This is a genomic window from Clostridium sp. 19966, from assembly GCF_032335695.1.
GTDB lineage: Bacteria > Bacillota > Clostridia > Clostridiales > Clostridiaceae > JACTOJ01.
Genome location: NZ_JACTOJ010000036.1, coordinates 1 through 16,919, shown reverse-complemented (window position 1 = coordinate 16,919; position 16,919 = coordinate 1). Strand labels below are relative to the sequence as shown.

At 34.5% G+C, this 16,919-nt stretch carries 14 protein-coding genes; 13 read left to right on the top strand and 1 reads right to left on the bottom strand.

Translation table 11 applies throughout. The annotated features are described in order from the left end of the window. Nucleotide 1: 1 nt before the first annotated feature. From IAI10_RS22395 to IAI10_RS22380, 4 genes are read left to right on the top strand one after another with little or no spacing between them, the layout of a single operon-like run. Nucleotides 2-1,195 (top strand): dihydroorotase, encoded by a 1,194-nt coding sequence (locus IAI10_RS22395; RefSeq protein ID WP_315675546.1) that lies wholly within the window; start codon nucleotides 2-4, stop codon nucleotides 1,193-1,195. Nucleotides 1,196-1,209: 14 nt separating this feature from the next. Then, nucleotides 1,210-2,094 (top strand): orotidine-5'-phosphate decarboxylase, encoded by an 885-nt coding sequence (gene pyrF, locus IAI10_RS22390; RefSeq protein WP_315675545.1) that lies wholly within the window; start codon nucleotides 1,210-1,212, stop codon nucleotides 2,092-2,094. Next, nucleotides 2,094-2,837 carry a dihydroorotate dehydrogenase electron transfer subunit gene (locus IAI10_RS22385; protein ID WP_315675544.1) on the top strand — a complete coding sequence of 248 codons (744 nt, stop codon included), beginning with the start codon at nucleotides 2,094-2,096 and terminating at the stop codon, nucleotides 2,835-2,837. The genes pyrF and IAI10_RS22385 overlap by 1 nt, the downstream gene beginning before the upstream one ends. A gap of 10 nt (nucleotides 2,838-2,847) precedes the next feature. Further along, nucleotides 2,848-3,750, top strand: a complete 903-nt coding sequence (locus IAI10_RS22380; RefSeq protein ID WP_315675543.1) for a dihydroorotate dehydrogenase — start codon at nucleotides 2,848-2,850, stop codon at nucleotides 3,748-3,750. A gap of 3 nt (nucleotides 3,751-3,753) precedes the next feature. On the opposite strand, the gene IAI10_RS22375 is transcribed toward IAI10_RS22380, so the two are convergent. Then, the gene (locus tag IAI10_RS22375) at nucleotides 3,754-4,029 is read right to left on the bottom strand and encodes a helix-turn-helix transcriptional regulator (RefSeq protein ID WP_315675542.1); all 276 of its coding nucleotides are present in this window, start codon (nucleotides 4,027-4,029) and stop codon (nucleotides 3,754-3,756) included. Nucleotides 4,030-4,178: 149 nt separating this feature from the next. Between IAI10_RS22375 and IAI10_RS22370 the strand changes: the two genes are divergently transcribed. The 9 genes from IAI10_RS22370 to lonB all read left to right on the top strand — a co-directional run bounded on the left by IAI10_RS22370 (nucleotide 4,179) and on the right by lonB (nucleotide 16,741). Further along, nucleotides 4,179-5,057, top strand: a complete 879-nt coding sequence (locus IAI10_RS22370; RefSeq protein ID WP_315675541.1) for an alpha/beta hydrolase — start codon at nucleotides 4,179-4,181, stop codon at nucleotides 5,055-5,057. Between the two features lie 187 nt (nucleotides 5,058-5,244). Continuing rightward, the gene (gene carA / locus IAI10_RS22365; RefSeq protein ID WP_315675540.1) at nucleotides 5,245-6,324 is read left to right on the top strand and encodes a glutamine-hydrolyzing carbamoyl-phosphate synthase small subunit; all 1,080 of its coding nucleotides are present in this window, start codon (nucleotides 5,245-5,247) and stop codon (nucleotides 6,322-6,324) included. A 46-nt stretch (nucleotides 6,325-6,370) separates the two neighbouring features. Next, nucleotides 6,371-9,565: a carbamoyl-phosphate synthase (glutamine-hydrolyzing) large subunit gene (gene carB / locus IAI10_RS22360; protein ID WP_315675539.1), complete on the top strand. Its 3,195-nt coding sequence runs from the start codon at nucleotides 6,371-6,373 to the stop codon at nucleotides 9,563-9,565. A 173-nt stretch (nucleotides 9,566-9,738) separates the two neighbouring features. After that, nucleotides 9,739-10,557, top strand: coding sequence for a hypothetical protein (locus tag IAI10_RS22355; protein WP_315675538.1), 819 nt, complete (start codon nucleotides 9,739-9,741; stop codon nucleotides 10,555-10,557). A 12-nt stretch (nucleotides 10,558-10,569) separates the two neighbouring features. Continuing rightward, nucleotides 10,570-11,364 (top strand): sugar phosphate isomerase/epimerase, encoded by a 795-nt coding sequence (locus IAI10_RS22350; protein WP_315675537.1) that lies wholly within the window; start codon nucleotides 10,570-10,572, stop codon nucleotides 11,362-11,364. 113 nt (nucleotides 11,365-11,477) lie between these two features. Next, nucleotides 11,478-12,770, top strand: coding sequence for a trigger factor (gene tig / locus IAI10_RS22345; RefSeq protein WP_315675536.1), 1,293 nt, complete (start codon nucleotides 11,478-11,480; stop codon nucleotides 12,768-12,770). A gap of 190 nt (nucleotides 12,771-12,960) precedes the next feature. After that, complete coding sequence (gene clpP / locus IAI10_RS22340; RefSeq protein WP_315675535.1) at nucleotides 12,961-13,560, top strand: ATP-dependent Clp endopeptidase proteolytic subunit ClpP; 600 nt, start codon at nucleotides 12,961-12,963, stop codon at nucleotides 13,558-13,560. A 49-nt stretch (nucleotides 13,561-13,609) separates the two neighbouring features. Then, nucleotides 13,610-14,899 (top strand): ATP-dependent Clp protease ATP-binding subunit ClpX, encoded by a 1,290-nt coding sequence (gene clpX / locus IAI10_RS22335; RefSeq protein WP_315675534.1) that lies wholly within the window; start codon nucleotides 13,610-13,612, stop codon nucleotides 14,897-14,899. A gap of 165 nt (nucleotides 14,900-15,064) precedes the next feature. Beyond that, the gene (gene lonB, locus IAI10_RS22330; RefSeq protein ID WP_315675533.1) at nucleotides 15,065-16,741 is read left to right on the top strand and encodes an ATP-dependent protease LonB; all 1,677 of its coding nucleotides are present in this window, start codon (nucleotides 15,065-15,067) and stop codon (nucleotides 16,739-16,741) included. Nucleotides 16,742-16,919: the final 178 nt, after the last annotated feature.

Sequence of the window (16,919 nt, the reverse complement as noted above, 5' to 3'; positions counted from 1 at the left end):
TATGGAACTTATTATAAAAGGAGCAAGAATAGTAGATCATAAGAGTGATTTTGTAGGGGATATACTTATTCGTGACGGAATAATAGCAGAGCTTGCTATGGAAATAAATAAGCCTGTAGAGGCTATAGACGGAAGAGGATATGTGCTCATGCCTTCTTTCGTAGATTTGCATGCCCATTTTAGAGATCCTGGTCTTACTTACAAGGAAGATATAGAAACAGGCTCTAAGGCGGCTGTAAGAGGCGGTTACACTACAGTAAATCTTATGGCAAACACAAATCCTATCTGCAGCAGTATGGATACGGTAAATTATGTAAGAGATAAAGCAAAGCAATTTGGTTTAGCAGATTTAAATCAGCTTATATCCATAACTAAAAATTTTAGTGGAAAAGATATTAGTCATCTTGATGAGCTAAAGCCAGAGGATAAGGATGGAGTGATATTTTTATCCGATGATGGCAAGGGCGTTTCAGACAGCAAGGTTATGATGAATGCAATGACTAAGGCTAGGGAGCTCGGACTTACAATAATATCTCATGCGGAAAGTCCTGAATTCAGCAGCGTTGATATGAGACTTGCAGAAAATACTATGACTTGGAGAGATATAACCTTAGCAGAATATACGGGCTGCAGGCTTCACCTTGCTCATGTAAGTACTAAGGAAGCTATGAGGTATGTAATAGAAAGCAAGGATAGAGGAAGTAATATAAGCTGTGAGGTAACTCCGCACCATTTGGCTCTTGTGGATGAAACTTATAGAGTAAATCCTCCTATAAGATCAAAAGAAGACGTAGATTTTCTTGTATATGCAATTCAAAGGGGTTATGTGGATTGTATAGCAACAGATCATGCGCCTCATTCTGAAGAAGATAAAAAGAAGGGGGCACCTGGTATAAGCGGAATAGAGACTTCCTTCTCCATATGTTATACTTCCCTAGTAAAAAATGGGCTTATAAACCTTAATAAGCTTTCTGAGCTTATGTCTAAAAGACCTGCAGAACTTATGAAAAAGAATAGAGGAAGAATCGAAATAGGCTGTGAAGCTGATTTGGTACTTGTGGATATAGATAAAGAATATGAGATAGACTCCAATAAATTTGAGTCTAAGGGAAAAAATACTCCGTTTAATGGCAGAAAGGTTTTTGGAGAGATTCTCTATACCTTTAGGGCTGGAAATATTGTATACAAAAAATAATTGGAGGATTTCATATGATTATAGATAAATTATTTAAAAGTGTAGAAGAAAAAGGACATGTATGCTTAGGTTTGGATACAGCTTTGGAATATATACCAAAGGAATATTTAGAAGGCTTTGATAGCACTCAGGCTGCCTTATTCAATTTTAATAAGAAAATAATAGATGCCACTTTAGATGTGGTGTCCTGCTATAAGGTTCAGATAGCTTATTATGAAGCTTACGGAATTGATGGAATGCTAGCTTATAGAGACACTTTAAAGTACCTTAGAGATAACAAGCTTATAACTATAGCTGATATTAAGCGCGGAGATATCGCAAAAACCGCTGAAATGTATGCAAAGGCTCACTTTACGGGAGATTTTGAAAGCGATTTTGTAACCTTGAGTCCCTATATGGGAATGGACAGTATAGAACCCTATCTTCCATATATTAAAAATGAAGAAAAAGGAATATTTGCCTTAGTTAGAACCTCTAATAAGGGAGCTGAGGATATTCAGTATATAGCTTCTGATAATGGAAATAGAATATATGATATAGTTGGTGAAAAACTTCAGAATTTAGGTAAGGAGTATATGGGAGAATGCGGCTTTAGCTCCATAGGTGGAGTAGTAGGATGCACTCATGTGGAAGAAGGTATAGAGCTTAGAAACAAGCTAGGTGCTACATTTTTCCTAATACCTGGTTATGGTGCTCAAGGAGGAAAAGCAGAAGATGTGGCGCTTTATCTTAAGGAGAGTAATGGAGGAGTGGTAAACTCTTCAAGGGGTATATTGCTGGCTTACAAAGGTAAAGAAGAGGCAGAAAGAAAATTTGATGTTTATGCCAGAGAAGAAGCAATAAGAATGCGTGAAGATATAAAGGCTGCATGCTGTAAATTGAGAGGAGAGAGTAAATAATGCCACAGAGCTTTACTTGCCAGGTAGTAGAAAATGAAATTTTAGCTGGAAATGTTTATAAGCTTATAGTAGCTAAGGATAAAGCTGATTTAACAATCGTTCCAGGACAATTTTATATGCTTAAGGCTTGGGACATAGAACCGCTGCTGGGAAGACCTATAAGTATATGTGAAGTACAGGATAATAAATTAGTATTCCTTTATGCTGCGGTAGGTGTAGGTACGGAAATATTCACTAAGCTTGGAGCAGGAGACAAGGTTTCTGCTATAGGACCCCTTGGAAATGGTTTTGATGCAGAAAAAGCTAAGGGAAGAGTAGCATTGGTGGCTGGAGGTATAGGCATTGCACCAATGGTGGAGCTTAGCAAGAAAATAAAAGCTGAAAAGGTGGATGTGTTTGCTGGCTTTAGAAGCTTTACATACGGCCTTGAGGAATTGGAAAGCTATGTAAATAAGGTTCATGTAGCAACCGAGGATGGAAGCGAAGGAAGCAAGGGCTATGTAACGGATATTTTTGATGCAGCAAAATATGATGTGGTTCTTTGCTGCGGACCTGAGATAATGATGAATAAAGTGGTTAAACTTTGCAGAGAAGCTGGAACTAAGGTTTATGTATCCATGGAAAAGCATATGGCTTGTGGAGTTGGAGCTTGCCTTGTATGCACTTGCAAGACCAAGAAAGGTAACAAGAGAACCTGTAAGGATGGTCCAGTATTTGACGGCGATGAGCTGGATATAGAATGAGGTGTAGATTATGTTAAAAACTGAAATATGCAAGGTTGATTTCAAGAATCCTGTTATCGCTGCTTCTGGTACCTTTGGCTTTGGCAGGGAATACAATGATTTTTACGATGTTGGTTTACTTGGAGGCATAAGCACAAAGGGATTAACTTTAAATAAAAGACAGGGAAATGACGGAATTAGAGTGGTTGAAACTAGAGGAGGCATGCTAAACAGCGTGGGCCTTCAAAATCCTGGAATAAGAGATTTTATAAAAGAAGAACTTCCTTTTATGGAAGGTCTTAATACAAATATAATAGCTAATGTGGGCGGGGCTAATATAGAGGAGTACGTGGAAGGTGTGGCATTATTAAATGATACCAATGTAGACATGATAGAGCTTAACATATCCTGTCCTAATGTAAAATGCGGAGGTATGTCCTTTGGAATAAAAGGAGAGGTTGCCTATGAAATAGTTAAAGAGGTTAAAAGTGCATGCAAGAAGCCGCTAATAGTTAAACTTTCACCTAATGCAGAGGATATAGTGGATATGGCAGAGCAGTGCTGCAAGGCAGGAGCGGATTCTCTATCATTAATAAATACAATAAAAGCTATGGCCATCGACGTAAGAAAGAGAAAACCTGTGTTTAACAATGTATCAGCAGGACTTTCAGGCCCAGCAGTGAAGCCTATTGCACTAAGAATGGTCTATGATGTGGCAAAAGCTGTAGAGGTGCCAATTATAGGCTTGGGTGGCATAATGACAGGAATCGATGCTATAGAGTTCATCATGGCTGGAGCTGAGGCGGTGCAGGTTGGTACTGCTAATTTTGGAAAGCCTGATGTATGCGTGGATATAATAAAAGAAATGGAAGATTTCTTGAAAAAAGAAGGAATAAAAGATTTGAGTGAGATAAGAGGAATTGCTCAGGTATAATCTTTAATGATAAATTAATAGGATTTCAATTAAATGAAAAGGCACCTCGTCATAAACGAGGATGCCCTCAATAGAAATATTAAATAAACGGCTTAATACTAGTAGATTTTCAACAGTTGGAAGACATTCGCCACGCTGCCATTTGTAGATGGATTGAGGTTCATTGAATCTAAAGATGTTTTGAAGATCACGAACGGTATAGCCGTTTTTTTTACGCAAATTTTTTATGTTGAAGCCTGTAGCCTGCAGATTAAGATAGGGTAATGCATTTGGAATCATAATAAGCCTCCTTTAGATTTTAAGTGGATTAATATAATTTAAATGGGATTATAATGAAATAATAGGGTGTATTAACATTTTTAAACTACAAGTTTACTTTTTTTTGTTGGTAAATAATGCTATCATGGTTTTAAAGGAGGTTTGAAAAAATGAATATAAATCAAAATCATGTTATAAAACTTGAATTGCCAAAATATGATTTGGAGTGGTTGTATGTACCGGATGTTGTTTATGCTGAGTATGATAATTGCAAGCGACATGTTCAGCTTATTGTGCCCTACAGACGAAATTGGCATGGAGAAAAATATCCTCTGATTGTTTTTGTTCCAGGTTCTGCTTGGTACAAGCAGGATATGTATTCAAAGGTGCCTATGCTTGGCAGGCTAGCGGAACGCGGCTATGCTGTTGCAGCAGTAGAATATAGGGAGTCCACCATCGCACCTTTTCCAGCTCAGGTACAAGATGTTAAAGCTGCTATCCGATTTTTACGTTCAAAAGCCGAGGAGTTTCATTTGGATGGGGAAAAAGTATTTGTTTTCGGTGATTCTTCTGGTGGACATACAGCGCTGCTTGTGGGTTTAACAGAAAATATAATTGAGCTTGATACGAAAATGTATCAAGAATATTCCTGTAAGGTTAATGGAATTATAGATTTTTTTGGACCTACGGATATAACCAAATGTAGAGAGGAGTCAGCTCCTGAAGAGGAGTTTCTAGTTGGAGGTTTTACTCCAACAGAAAATTTACTAGGTGGAGTGGATGTACACTCTGCAGCAGAACTTGCTGAAAAAGCATCCTGCAAAAGGTATATCGATAAAGCTATACCTATTCCTCCTGTTTTGGTATTTCATGGAACAGAGGATGCTATAGTTTCTATTAATCAAAGCATACTTTTGTATAATAAGCTTATAAAAGAAGAAAAAGAAGCTATATTTTATAGTGTTGAAGGTGGAAATCACGGTGGAGCCATGTACTGGTGCAGTGAGGTAATGGACATAATTGAGGAATTTATAAAAAAGCATATATGATTAAAGGAGCCAGGATAATTAATTCCTGGCTTTTTACATTTGTAATTAAAAAATACATCTCAGTAGGCAAGTTAAGATTAAAAGAATGAGCGGCTTTATTGACTTTTTACAAGTAGTATGATATCTTTGAATAAATATGAGTTAATTATGAATAAATATTCAATAATATAAGAGAGGTGTATATAAAATGGAAGGAATACTTTACCTGGAGGATGGTACAGTTTACAGAGGAAAAGGTTTTGGAAAAATAGGAACTTCCAGTGGTGAATTAGTATTTAATACTTCCATCACAGGATACCAGGAGATCCTTACAGATCCTTCGTATGCAGGGCAAGTAATAACTATGACCTATCCGCTGATAGGAAATTATGGAGTTAATAGATTTGAAAACGAGTCGGATAAAATAAGTGCTAGAGGGTTAGTTGTTAAAAATGTATCTAAGATAGCTTCAAATTATATGAGCGAAATGAGCATACAGGATATGCTTACTAAAATGAATATAGTTGGAATAAGTGATGTGGATACCAGAAGCATAACAAGAAAGATTAGAAGCGTAGGTGCACAAAAATGTGTTATATCCAATGAAGATATTAGTATAAACGATCTTAAAGAGCTTATTTTAAAGGAAAAAAATAAAGCTGATTACTATGTGGATGAAGTGAGCATTAAAGAACCCTTGCATATATCTGGCAATGGACCTAGAGTTGTGGTAATGGACTTTGGTGTTAAAAAGAATATAATAAATAATCTTAAAGCTAGAAATTGTGATATTACAATACTTCCCTATGATGCTTCCTACGAAGAAATCGAAAGTTTAAGACCTGATGGAGTATTTTTAAGCAACGGACCAGGGGATCCTAAGACTGTTACGGAAGCTATTGATACAGTGAAAAAAGTAATAGAGGTATATCCTACTTTTGGAATATGCTTAGGCCATCAGATATTGGCTTTAGCTTTAGGCGGTGACACTTATAAGATGAAATATGGCCATAGGGGAGGCAATCATGGAGTATATGATATTTACAAGGATAAAGCATATATAACTTCCCAAAACCATGGATATGCAGTATCCGCTGAAAGTCTTTCGGGGAAAGAAGTGGAAATAACCCATATAAATTTGAATGATAATACAGTTGAAGGACTTCAGCATAAAGAATTGCCAGTTTTTTCAGTACAATTTCACCCCGAAGGTGCTGCTGGACCAACCGATACTTCATATTTATTTGATAAGTTTGTAAATATGACTAAGTATTGCATGTGCAAATAGAGTAGTAGATTATAGAAAGTTCTTGAAATAGCAAGGAGTGTTATATATGGCATTAGATAAGACTTTAAATAAAGTGCTTATAATAGGTTCCGGTCCCATTATAATAGGGCAGGCGGCTGAATTTGATTATTCCGGAACTCAAGCTTGTAAAGCAATAAAAGAAGAGGGAATAGAAACTATACTTGTTAATAGCAATCCAGCCACAATAATGACCGATAAAGATATTGCAGACAAAGTATATATTGAACCTATAACAGTAGAAAGTATAGAAAAAGTAATAGAGAAAGAAAGACCTGATGGAGTACTGGCTGGATTTGGAGGGCAAACTGCATTGAATTTGGCCATGAAACTTAAACATGAAGGAATTCTTGAAAAATATAATGTTAAGCTTTTGGGAATAAATAGTGAAGCTATTAAAAAGGCTGAAGATAGAGAAGAGTTTAAAAAGCTTATGCTGGAAATTAATCAGCCTGTTCCAAAGAGCATAATAGCCACTCATATAGATGAGTGTATAGAATTTGTAAATAAGCATGGATTCCCAGTAATTATAAGACCTGCTTATACCTTGGGAGGCACTGGCGGAGGAATTGCAGAGAACATGGAAGAGCTTCATACCATATGCAGCAGAGGAATAGAGATGAGTCCTATAGGGCAGATACTTTTAGAGCAAAGCGTGGCAGGCTGGAAGGAAATAGAGTATGAAGTAATCAGAGATGGAAAAGATAACTGCATTATAATATGCAATATGGAAAATATTGATCCTGTGGGAATACATACAGGAGATAGCATAGTAGTTGCACCTTCACAAACCCTAAGAGATACAGAATATCAAATGCTTAGAAAAGCGTCAATAGATATAATAAGAAGCTTAAAGATTGAAGGAGGCTGCAATGTACAATTTGCCTTAGATCCTAAAAGCAATAATTATATAGTTATAGAAGTTAATCCTAGAGTAAGCCGTTCCAGCGCTTTGGCATCTAAAGCAACAGGATACCCAATAGCTAAGATTGCAGCCAAAATAGCTATTGGATATAGTCTTGATGAACTTAAAAATACCGTTACTGGAGTTTCCAGCGCTTGTTTTGAACCTACTTTGGATTATGTGGTGGTAAAGATTCCTAAATGGCCTTTTGATAAGTTTACTAGAGCTGAAAGAATTTTAGGTACTCAAATGAAAGCTACAGGAGAAGTAATGGCCATAAGCAGAAGCTTTGAAAGCGCCCTTCTTAAAGCCGTTACCTCCTTGGAAGGAAAAGCTAAGGGACTTAGATATCAAAAACTTGCAGATATGTCAGGACATGAGCTAATGGATAAGCTCAACATGAAAGATGATGAGAGGATATTTGCTATAGCGGAGGCTCTTAGAAGGAATCTTACAGAAAATAGCATCTTTAACTTGACGCAAATAGATCCTTGGTTTATAAATTCTATAAAGTCCATAGTTGATATGGAAAAAAGGCTTATGAATTTTAAAAAAGATGAAAATATAATATATGAAGCTCAGGAAATGGGCTTTACCGATGATGAGATATGTGATCTTACAGGACTTAGTGATGAAGAACTTAAGCTTATAAGAGCAGAAGGAAAAATATATCCAGTATACAAAATGGTTGATACCTGCAGTGGAGAATTTGAAGCAGCCACCCCTTATTATTATTCTTGCTATGACCAAGAAGATGAGGCTGAGGTATCGGACAATAAAAAAATACTTATGATTGGCTCTGGACCAATAAGGATTGGTCAGGGAATAGAATTTGATTATTGCTGTGTACATGGCGTATGGGCAATTAAAGAGGCAGGCTATGAATCCATAATAATTAATAACAATCCAGAGACAGTAAGCACTGATTTTGATACCTCTGATAGATTGTATTTTGAACCTTTATATATTGATGATGTTATGAATGTGATAAATAAGGAAAAACCTGAAGGAGTTATAGTACAATTTGGAGGGCAAACAGCTCTTAATTTAGCTGAGAAGTTAAGTGAAAGAGATGTTAAAATAATTGGTACTCAATTTGAATCTATAGATCTGGCGGAAGACAGAGAAAAATTTAGACTTTTATTAGAAGAATTAGATATACCATCTCCAAAGGGTATAGCAGTGAAATCAATAGGAGAAGCTAAAAAAGAAGCTGGAAGACTTGGATATCCAGTGGTAGTTAGACCTTCCTATGTTATCGGTGGAAGAGCTATGGAAGTTATAAATGAAGACGCATCCTTGGAGAGATATATGAAGGAAGCCATGGAAATAGGAAACGACCATCCTATACTCATGGATAAATATATAAGAGGTACCGAAATAGAAGTAGATGCCATAAGCGATGGAGAAGATATACTCATTCCTGGCATAATGGAGCATGTAGAAAGAACAGGGGTTCATTCAGGAGATAGTATAACAATCTATCCATATGTGACTTTAAACAAGGAAACCGTTGATAAGATTAAGGAGTATACTTATGTTATATCTAAGGCTCTTAAGGTTAAAGGATTAATTAATATACAATTAGTTTTTGATGGTAAAGATGTATATATAATAGAAGTAAATCCTAGAGCTTCCAGAACGGTTCCTATATTGAGCAAGGTGACTGATATACCTATGATATCTATAGCGGTTCAAGTTATGCTTGGAAAGAAGCTTAGAGATTTACCTTATGGAACAGGGCTCAAGGACTACAGAAGGCTACATGCAGTGAAAGTGCCTATATTTTCAGGAGAGAAATTAGCTGATGCTGATATGTATCTAGGACCTGAAATGAAATCTACAGGAGAGGTTTTAGGATTGGATGATGACCTAGATGCTGCCATATATAAGGCGTTTTCAGCATCCGGTATAAAGATAGCCACTGAAGGGAATGTATATGTATCCCTAAAGGATTATGATAAAGAAGAGGCGTTAAATATAATTGAAAAATGCGTCAGCTTTGGATTCAATATAATTGCATCAGCAGGAACTTATAAATATCTAAAGGAAAATGGAATAGAATGCTCTGAAGTGGATATAGAGAATGCTGTAAAGTATATAAATGCTGGTAAAATCAATATGATAATAAATACTCCAACAAGAGGAAATAATATTGATACCTCAGGATTTAAACTTAGAAGAAAGGCTGCTGAGCATAGAATACCTGTGTTTACTTGCATAGATACCTTTGATATATACATGACTGCTGTTACTATGAAAAAAAATAATAAGCATGTGGAACCAAAAGATTTAAACTATTATAAAAACAATATATAATATACAATAAAACTAATAAGCATCTAGTTCGTATAAAAAGTAGTAATCATAATTTAAATGGTTGCTACTTTTTTATTACTTTTTTTGTTTTATGTGAAAATAATGGTATAATATATAATGTGTTATTTTGTACTGCGTTAAATTTATTATATAGTGGTTGGGAGGAATTTTAATTGTCAAGGCCAAGTATGTTTAGCAAAGATTATGATAAAAAGATGAGAGCTAGAAGAAAACGTAAAGTTTTAATTGCCACCATATTAATAATTGGTGTTATTGTATTTTTATTTGGAGTATCTTTTAAAAAGTGGATGAAGAACTATTCTAAAACGCAAAACAATATAGAAGCTAACAAGAATCAGCCAACTAAAAAATCGGATGATAAGAAAAAAGCGGATAATACCTCCAATAATACTTCAAGTAATAATCAAAGTGATAATACTAAAAACAGCAATACAGCTTCAGATGAAAAAACAATTAGCCAGCAGTTACCAGATGGAGAGAATATAAGTGTAGTTTATACAGAAAGTAATGGCACTAAAAAGATTGAACATATATTTCTTGCCAATAATCAAGACATATATTTTAATATAAACCCGACGGGAGATAAAGCAGTAGTTTTAACTGCTTCTCAGGATATGTATATAGTTGATTTGAATGGAACAGTAACGGATATAACAAAAGACAGATATATAACTTCAAAAACTCAAGAAACAATAATGAAAAAGGATTACCTTGCAGCCAATTCAGGATTTTCTTGGCATGAATCACCCAAATTCATTAATGACACTACTATAATTTATGTAACGCAAATGCCTTGGTTTCAAGCTGATAAGTATGTATATAAAGTGGATATTAATACTAAGGATCATCAATGGCTCAGCGGAATACAAGGAAAGCAGATAACTTTGAATAATTTAGTAGAAGCTGGATTAGAAGTAAATATTGATGGAAATAATAAGCATATAAATGCTCAAGGTTCCTTAGTAGATTAATAGGAGAATGCGATGAGAATAGGACTTTCTACAGCAAGTTTTTACCCGGAATTAACCACAGAGCAGGCAGTATTGGAAAGCAAAAGACTTGGCTTTGATTGCGGAGAAATTTTTTTGAATTCTGTAAGTGAATATAAAGATCAGTTTATAGAAAAATTAAAAAATAATATAGATAATTTAAGTATGGATATATTGTCTGTGCATGCTTTTTCTTCTTCCTTTGAGCCCTATTTATGGGATAGATATAAACGAAGAAGAAATGATATGTTTGACTATTTTAAAATGGTGTGCAAGGCAGCCAAGTATTTAGGAGCTAAATATTATACTTTTCATGGACTAAAATCCTTTCCTAATAGTACCTTGGATATGGATTTTATAGTGGAAATATATAATGAGCTGTGCTATACTGCTTGTGAAAGCGGAATTACATTAGCTCAAGAAAATGTTTCCTGGTGCTCATCTCATGATATTGAATTTCTAAAAATGCTTAAGGAGAAGGTAAAATATCCACTGACATTTACACTAGATATAAAGCAAGCATATAGAGCGGGGATAGAACCTTCAATGTACATAGAAGAAGTGATGCAGGAGGATTTAGTTAACATTCATATAAACGATAGAGATGAAATAAATTCTTGCATGTTGCCTGGACACGGAACAGTTAATTATTTATCTGTATTTGAAATGCTTGATAAATTTAATTATAAGGGAGATTTAATAATTGAAGTTTATCGAGAAAATTTCATGTCTTCCAAAGAGCTGATAAATTCAAAAGTTTATTTAGAAAAACTTATAAATAAACTATAAAGTTGTACACAATTAAAAAATAATTTGTAAATATTTTTAAAAATATGATATAATGTTTTAGCTAGAAAATTCAATAGTTAAAAGGTTTTATTTGATTAGGAGGATTAACCGTAATGAACGCTAAATACGAAAAAGTAGAAACAAATACTGTAAAGTTAGAAATAACTGTAGAAGCAGAAAAATTTAATGAAGCTATAAAGAAAGCTTATGTTAAAACTGCAAAGAAGTTCAACATACCAGGATTTAGAAAAGGAAAGGCTCCAATGGCTATAATAAAAAAGATGTATGGTGAGGGAGTTTTCTATGAAGAAGCAATAAATATTTGCTGTGATGAAACATATCCAGAAGCACTAAAAGAACACGACGTTCATCCAGTTGATTACCCATCAATTGATATAGTTGAAATTGGCGAGGGTAAGGACTTAGTGTATACTGCTGCTGTTACAGTAATGCCTACAGTAGAGCTTGGAAAATATAAAGGCGTAGAAGTTAAGAAGGTTGAATATGCTGTAACTGATGAAGAAATCGAAGTTCAAATAAAGGGAATGCAGGAAAAGAATGCGAGAATTGAAACAAAAGCAGAAGGCACAATTGAAAAAGGAAATATTGCAGTAATAGATTTTCATGGCTTTGTTGATGGCGTGGCTTTTGAAGGCGGAGAAGGACATGATTACTCTCTTGAAGTAGGCTCAGGCACATTTATAGGAGATTTCGAAGATCAGCTTGTAGGTGCTGCTAAAGACGAAAAGAAAGATGTAAAAGTTACTTTCCCAGAAAACTATGGCAGAGATGATTTAAATGGAAAACCTGCATTATTTGAAGTTGTTGTTAAAGAAATAAAAGTTAAAGAGCTTCCAGCATTAGATGATGAATTTGCAAAAGAAGTTTCTGAATTTGATACATTAGATGAGCTTAAGGCTGACTTAAAGAAGAAAGCTGAAGAAGCTAACAATGAAAAAGCAAAAAGAGAATTTGAAGAAAATGTTTTACAGGCAGTTTGCGATGAAGTAAAAGTAGAAATTCCACAAGTTATGATAGACAAGGAAATAGATTCCATGTTGAAAGATATGGAAATGAGATTAAGATATCAAGGACTTGATCTTAAGACATATTATGAATATACTGGAACTACAGAAGATAAGATGAAAGATCTTATGAAAGATAATGCTGAAAAGAGAATAAAGACTGACTTAGTTATCGATGAAATAGCTAAAGCAGAAAACGTAACTGCTGAAGAAGATGAAATTAAGAAGAAGGCAGAAGAAGTAGCAAAACAGTATGGAGATAAGGATATTGAAAAGACTGTTGATTTATTAGTTAAATCACAGGGAGAATACATTAAGAAAGATGTAGTAAATGAAAAGGTAGTTAGAATGTTAGTTGACAATACCGTAGTAGTTGCTTAAAATAGTATTAAAAAGATTGCCAGAAATTTTTTCTGGCAATTAATTTTAAAATTAAGCGCAAAGCTTAATTTTTAGCATATAATTCTAATATAGATTGATTGCTGTATTAGAATGATAGCTCATATTTTTATAGAGCTATAAAAGAATAATAAATATAAAATGGGTTATATTTTTTTTAGGAGGGAATTTTATGAGTTTAGTACCAGTAGTAGTAGAACAAACAAACAGAGGAGAAAGATCTTACGATATTTATTCAAGACTTTTAAAGGATAGAATAATAATGCTTAGCGAAGAAGTGAATGATGTAACTGCAAGCTTAGTAGTTGCACAGCTGCTTTTCTTGGAAAGCGAAGATCCAGATAAGGATATATTTTTATATATAAATAGCCCAGGAGGATCCATAACAGCAGGTATGGCTATTTACGATACTATGCAGTACATAAAACCTGATGTATGTACAATTTGTATAGGTATGGCAGCATCCATGGGAGCATTTTTAATGACAGCAGGAGCTAAGGGTAAGAGATATGCATTACCAAACAGCGAAATAATGATACATCAGCCTCTTGGAGGATTCCAAGGTCAAGCTACTGATATAAGCATTCACGCTAACAGAATATTAAGAATAAAGGATAAATTAAATCAAATACTAAGTGAGAGATCAGGTCAGCCTTTAGAAAAAATAAAACAGGATGTAGAAAGAGATAATTTCATGTCCGCAGAAGAGGCAAAAGAATATGGTTTAATTGATCAGGTAATTGAAAAGAATAAGCTATCTGGGGATAAATAAGTATGCAAATATTAGTAGTTGCAATATAAACCCATAGTGAGGTGTGAAGATGGTAAAATATGATGATAAAAAGCAACTTAAGTGTTCTTTTTGTGGAAAAAGTCAAGATGCAGTAAGAAGACTTATAGCTGGGCCAGGTGTATACATTTGTGATGAGTGTATAGAGCTGTGTTCGGAAATTATAGCTGATGAATTTGAAGAAAATGTTCAGCTTGATGTAAATACCCTTCCCAAGCCAACTGATATTAAGAATTATTTAGATCAGTATGTAATTGGTCAGGATGATGCAAAAAAATCTTTGGCAGTGGCAGTATATAATCATTACAAAAGAATAAACAGCAATCTGAAGGATTCTGAAGTTGAACTTCAGAAAAGTAATATTTTATTTTTGGGACCTACTGGCTCAGGTAAAACATTATTAGCACAAACTTTAGCAAAGTTTTTAAATGTACCTTTTGCTATTGCTGATGCTACAACATTAACTGAGGCTGGATATGTTGGTGAAGATGTAGAAAATATTCTTTTAAAGCTTATTCAAAATGCAGATTATGATATAGAAAGAGCTGAGAAGGGAATAATATATATAGATGAAATAGATAAGATTGCTAGAAAGTCAGAAAATCCTTCAATAACAAGAGATGTTTCTGGCGAAGGAGTTCAGCAGGCACTCTTAAAAATACTAGAAGGAACTATTGCATCTGTACCACCACAGGGAGGAAGAAAGCATCCACACCAAGAGTTTATACAGATAAATACTACAAATATATTATTTATCTGCGGAGGGGCTTTTGATGGCATTGATAAGATCATTGAAAAGAGAACAAGAACAAGTTCCATAGGTTTTGGAGCAGAGATTCAGTCCAAGAAAGAAAAGGATATAGGAACTCTTCTCAAAGATGTAATGCCAGGCGATTTGCTCAAATTTGGGTTAATACCTGAATTTGTTGGAAGACTGCCAATAGTAGTTACACTGGATTCTTTGGATAGAAATGCTTTAATGAATATATTGAAAGAGCCTAAGAATGCATTGGTTAAGCAATATAAGAAATTGTTTGAAATGGATAATGTAGAGCTTGAATTTACTGATGAAGCTATAGGTTCCATAGCAGATGAAGCTATGAAGAGAAATACAGGTGCTAGAGGACTTAGAGCTATCATTGAAGATATGATGAAAGACATAATGTATGACATACCTAGCAATGAGCAGATAGCTAAAGTTATAATAAATGAAGACACAGTGGCTAGCAAGAAACCTGAGCTGGTTTTTACAGAAGGAGCTGCTAGGCCTGCTTTAAAGTCAAAAAAGTCTAAAAATAGAAAAGGCATAGAAACTGCTTAATTTATTTTTATAACTACTTCGTCGCATAAGTGAAAGCTTATATGAAGAAGTAGTTATTTTTTTGTTGATTTTGTTTTTAGATTACCGGTGAGAATATTGTATGTTAAAAATGGTAATAATCAATTGTGTCAAGACTTTTATATGGAAGGAGTGCAAATAGGAAGTATGACACAGATACTGATGGTAATACAATTTTTTTTCACTTTAGTAATGGGATTATATTTTTATAATGCATTGAAAACTCAGCAGAATAGCAAGGTCACTATGAATCTAGAAAATAAAAAGGAATTGGATAAATTAAAAAAAATGAGGCAGATAAAACTATCAGAGCCTCTTACTGAAAAAGGAAGACCTAAAGCCTTTGAAGAAATAATAGGTCAGCAAGAAGGAATAAAAGCTTTAAAAGCTGCGTTATGCGGGCCTAATCCACAGCATATAATTATCTATGGACCACCCGGAGTGGGAAAGACAGCAGCTGCTAGGCTAGTATTAGAGGCTGCTAAGAAAAATATTAATTCTCCATTTCAATCTGATGCTAGATTTGTTGAAATAGATGCTACCACCATAAGATTTGACGATAGAGGTATAGCTGATCCGCTCATAGGTTCTGTACATGATCCAATATATCAAGGAGCTGGAGCTTTAGGCATAGCTGGTATACCACAACCTAAGCCTGGAGCTGTTACTAAGGCACATGGAGGAATATTGTTTATTGATGAGATAGGAGAATTACATCCAATAGAATTAAATAAACTGCTGAAAGTATTGGAAGATAGAAGAGTATATTTAGATAGCGCCTATTACAATAGCTCAGATTCCAATGTTCCACAATATGTTAGAGATATATTTGAAAACGGATTACCAGCGGATTTTAGGCTTATTGGTGCAACTACGAGAAGTCCGGAGGAAATAAATCCAGCTATTCGGTCAAGGTGTATTGAAATATTTTTTAGAGAGTTACTTCCAGAAGAGATAGAGATAATTGCTAAAAATTCAGCAGAAAAGTTGGAATTTAAGATTACTGATGGGGCATGTCAGATCATTGCTAAGTATTGCAGTAACGGCAGAGAAAGTTTAAATTTGGTACAGATGGCTTATGGGGCAGCTGTAAATGAAAATAAAAATGTAATAGATGAGAAAGAAGTATTGTGGGTAATTGATAATGGAGATTACCATCCTAGAATAGAGAAGCTTATAAGTGATAAAGCAAAGATAGGCTGCGTAAATGGTCTTGGGGTATATGGTGCTAATATTGGTATCTTAATGGAGATCGAGGCTACAGTAAAAAGGGTAAAATTAAGAAAAGGTAAAATAAAAATAAGCGGTATAATAGAAGAGGAACAGATTACTTCAGGAAATAAAAAAGTAATACGAAAAAGTAATGCTTTATGCTCAGTGGACAATGTAATTACAGTACTTTCAAATGACTTTAATATCAATTGTGATGATTATAATATAAATATTAATTTTCCTGGAGGAGCGCCGATAGACGGTACATCTGCTGGGATATCTATATTTTGTGCAATATACAGCTGCATAAATAATATCGCTATAAACAGCAGGGTAGCTATGACAGGGGAGATATCCCTCCATGGAGATGTTAATCCTGTTGGGGGGGTGTCAGCAAAGATAAATGCGGCTAAAAGAGCTGGAGCAACTAAAGTGATCATACCTAGAGGAAATTATGATGAGAGCATAAAGGAAATTCAAGGGATAGATATTATATTAGTAAGCAGTATTTACGATGTAATAAATGAAGCGTTCTTCGATTCAATAGATAGTGGAAGATTAGTTTTGGAAAAAGAAAATAATAAGGCCACTGTCTCTGCGAAAGGAATATAATAATTATAAGAAAACCAGTATAAATTTGTATATACAAGAGAATCTGCTATTGACTATTCTTTCAAATTCCTGAGTTTGACACTTTAACGAAATAAAAATCCTGTAAAGCGTTGTAGTATAAGACTTTACAGGATTTTATGCTAATGAAAAAAGTGCGTAATGTTTTTTAATTTTTCGT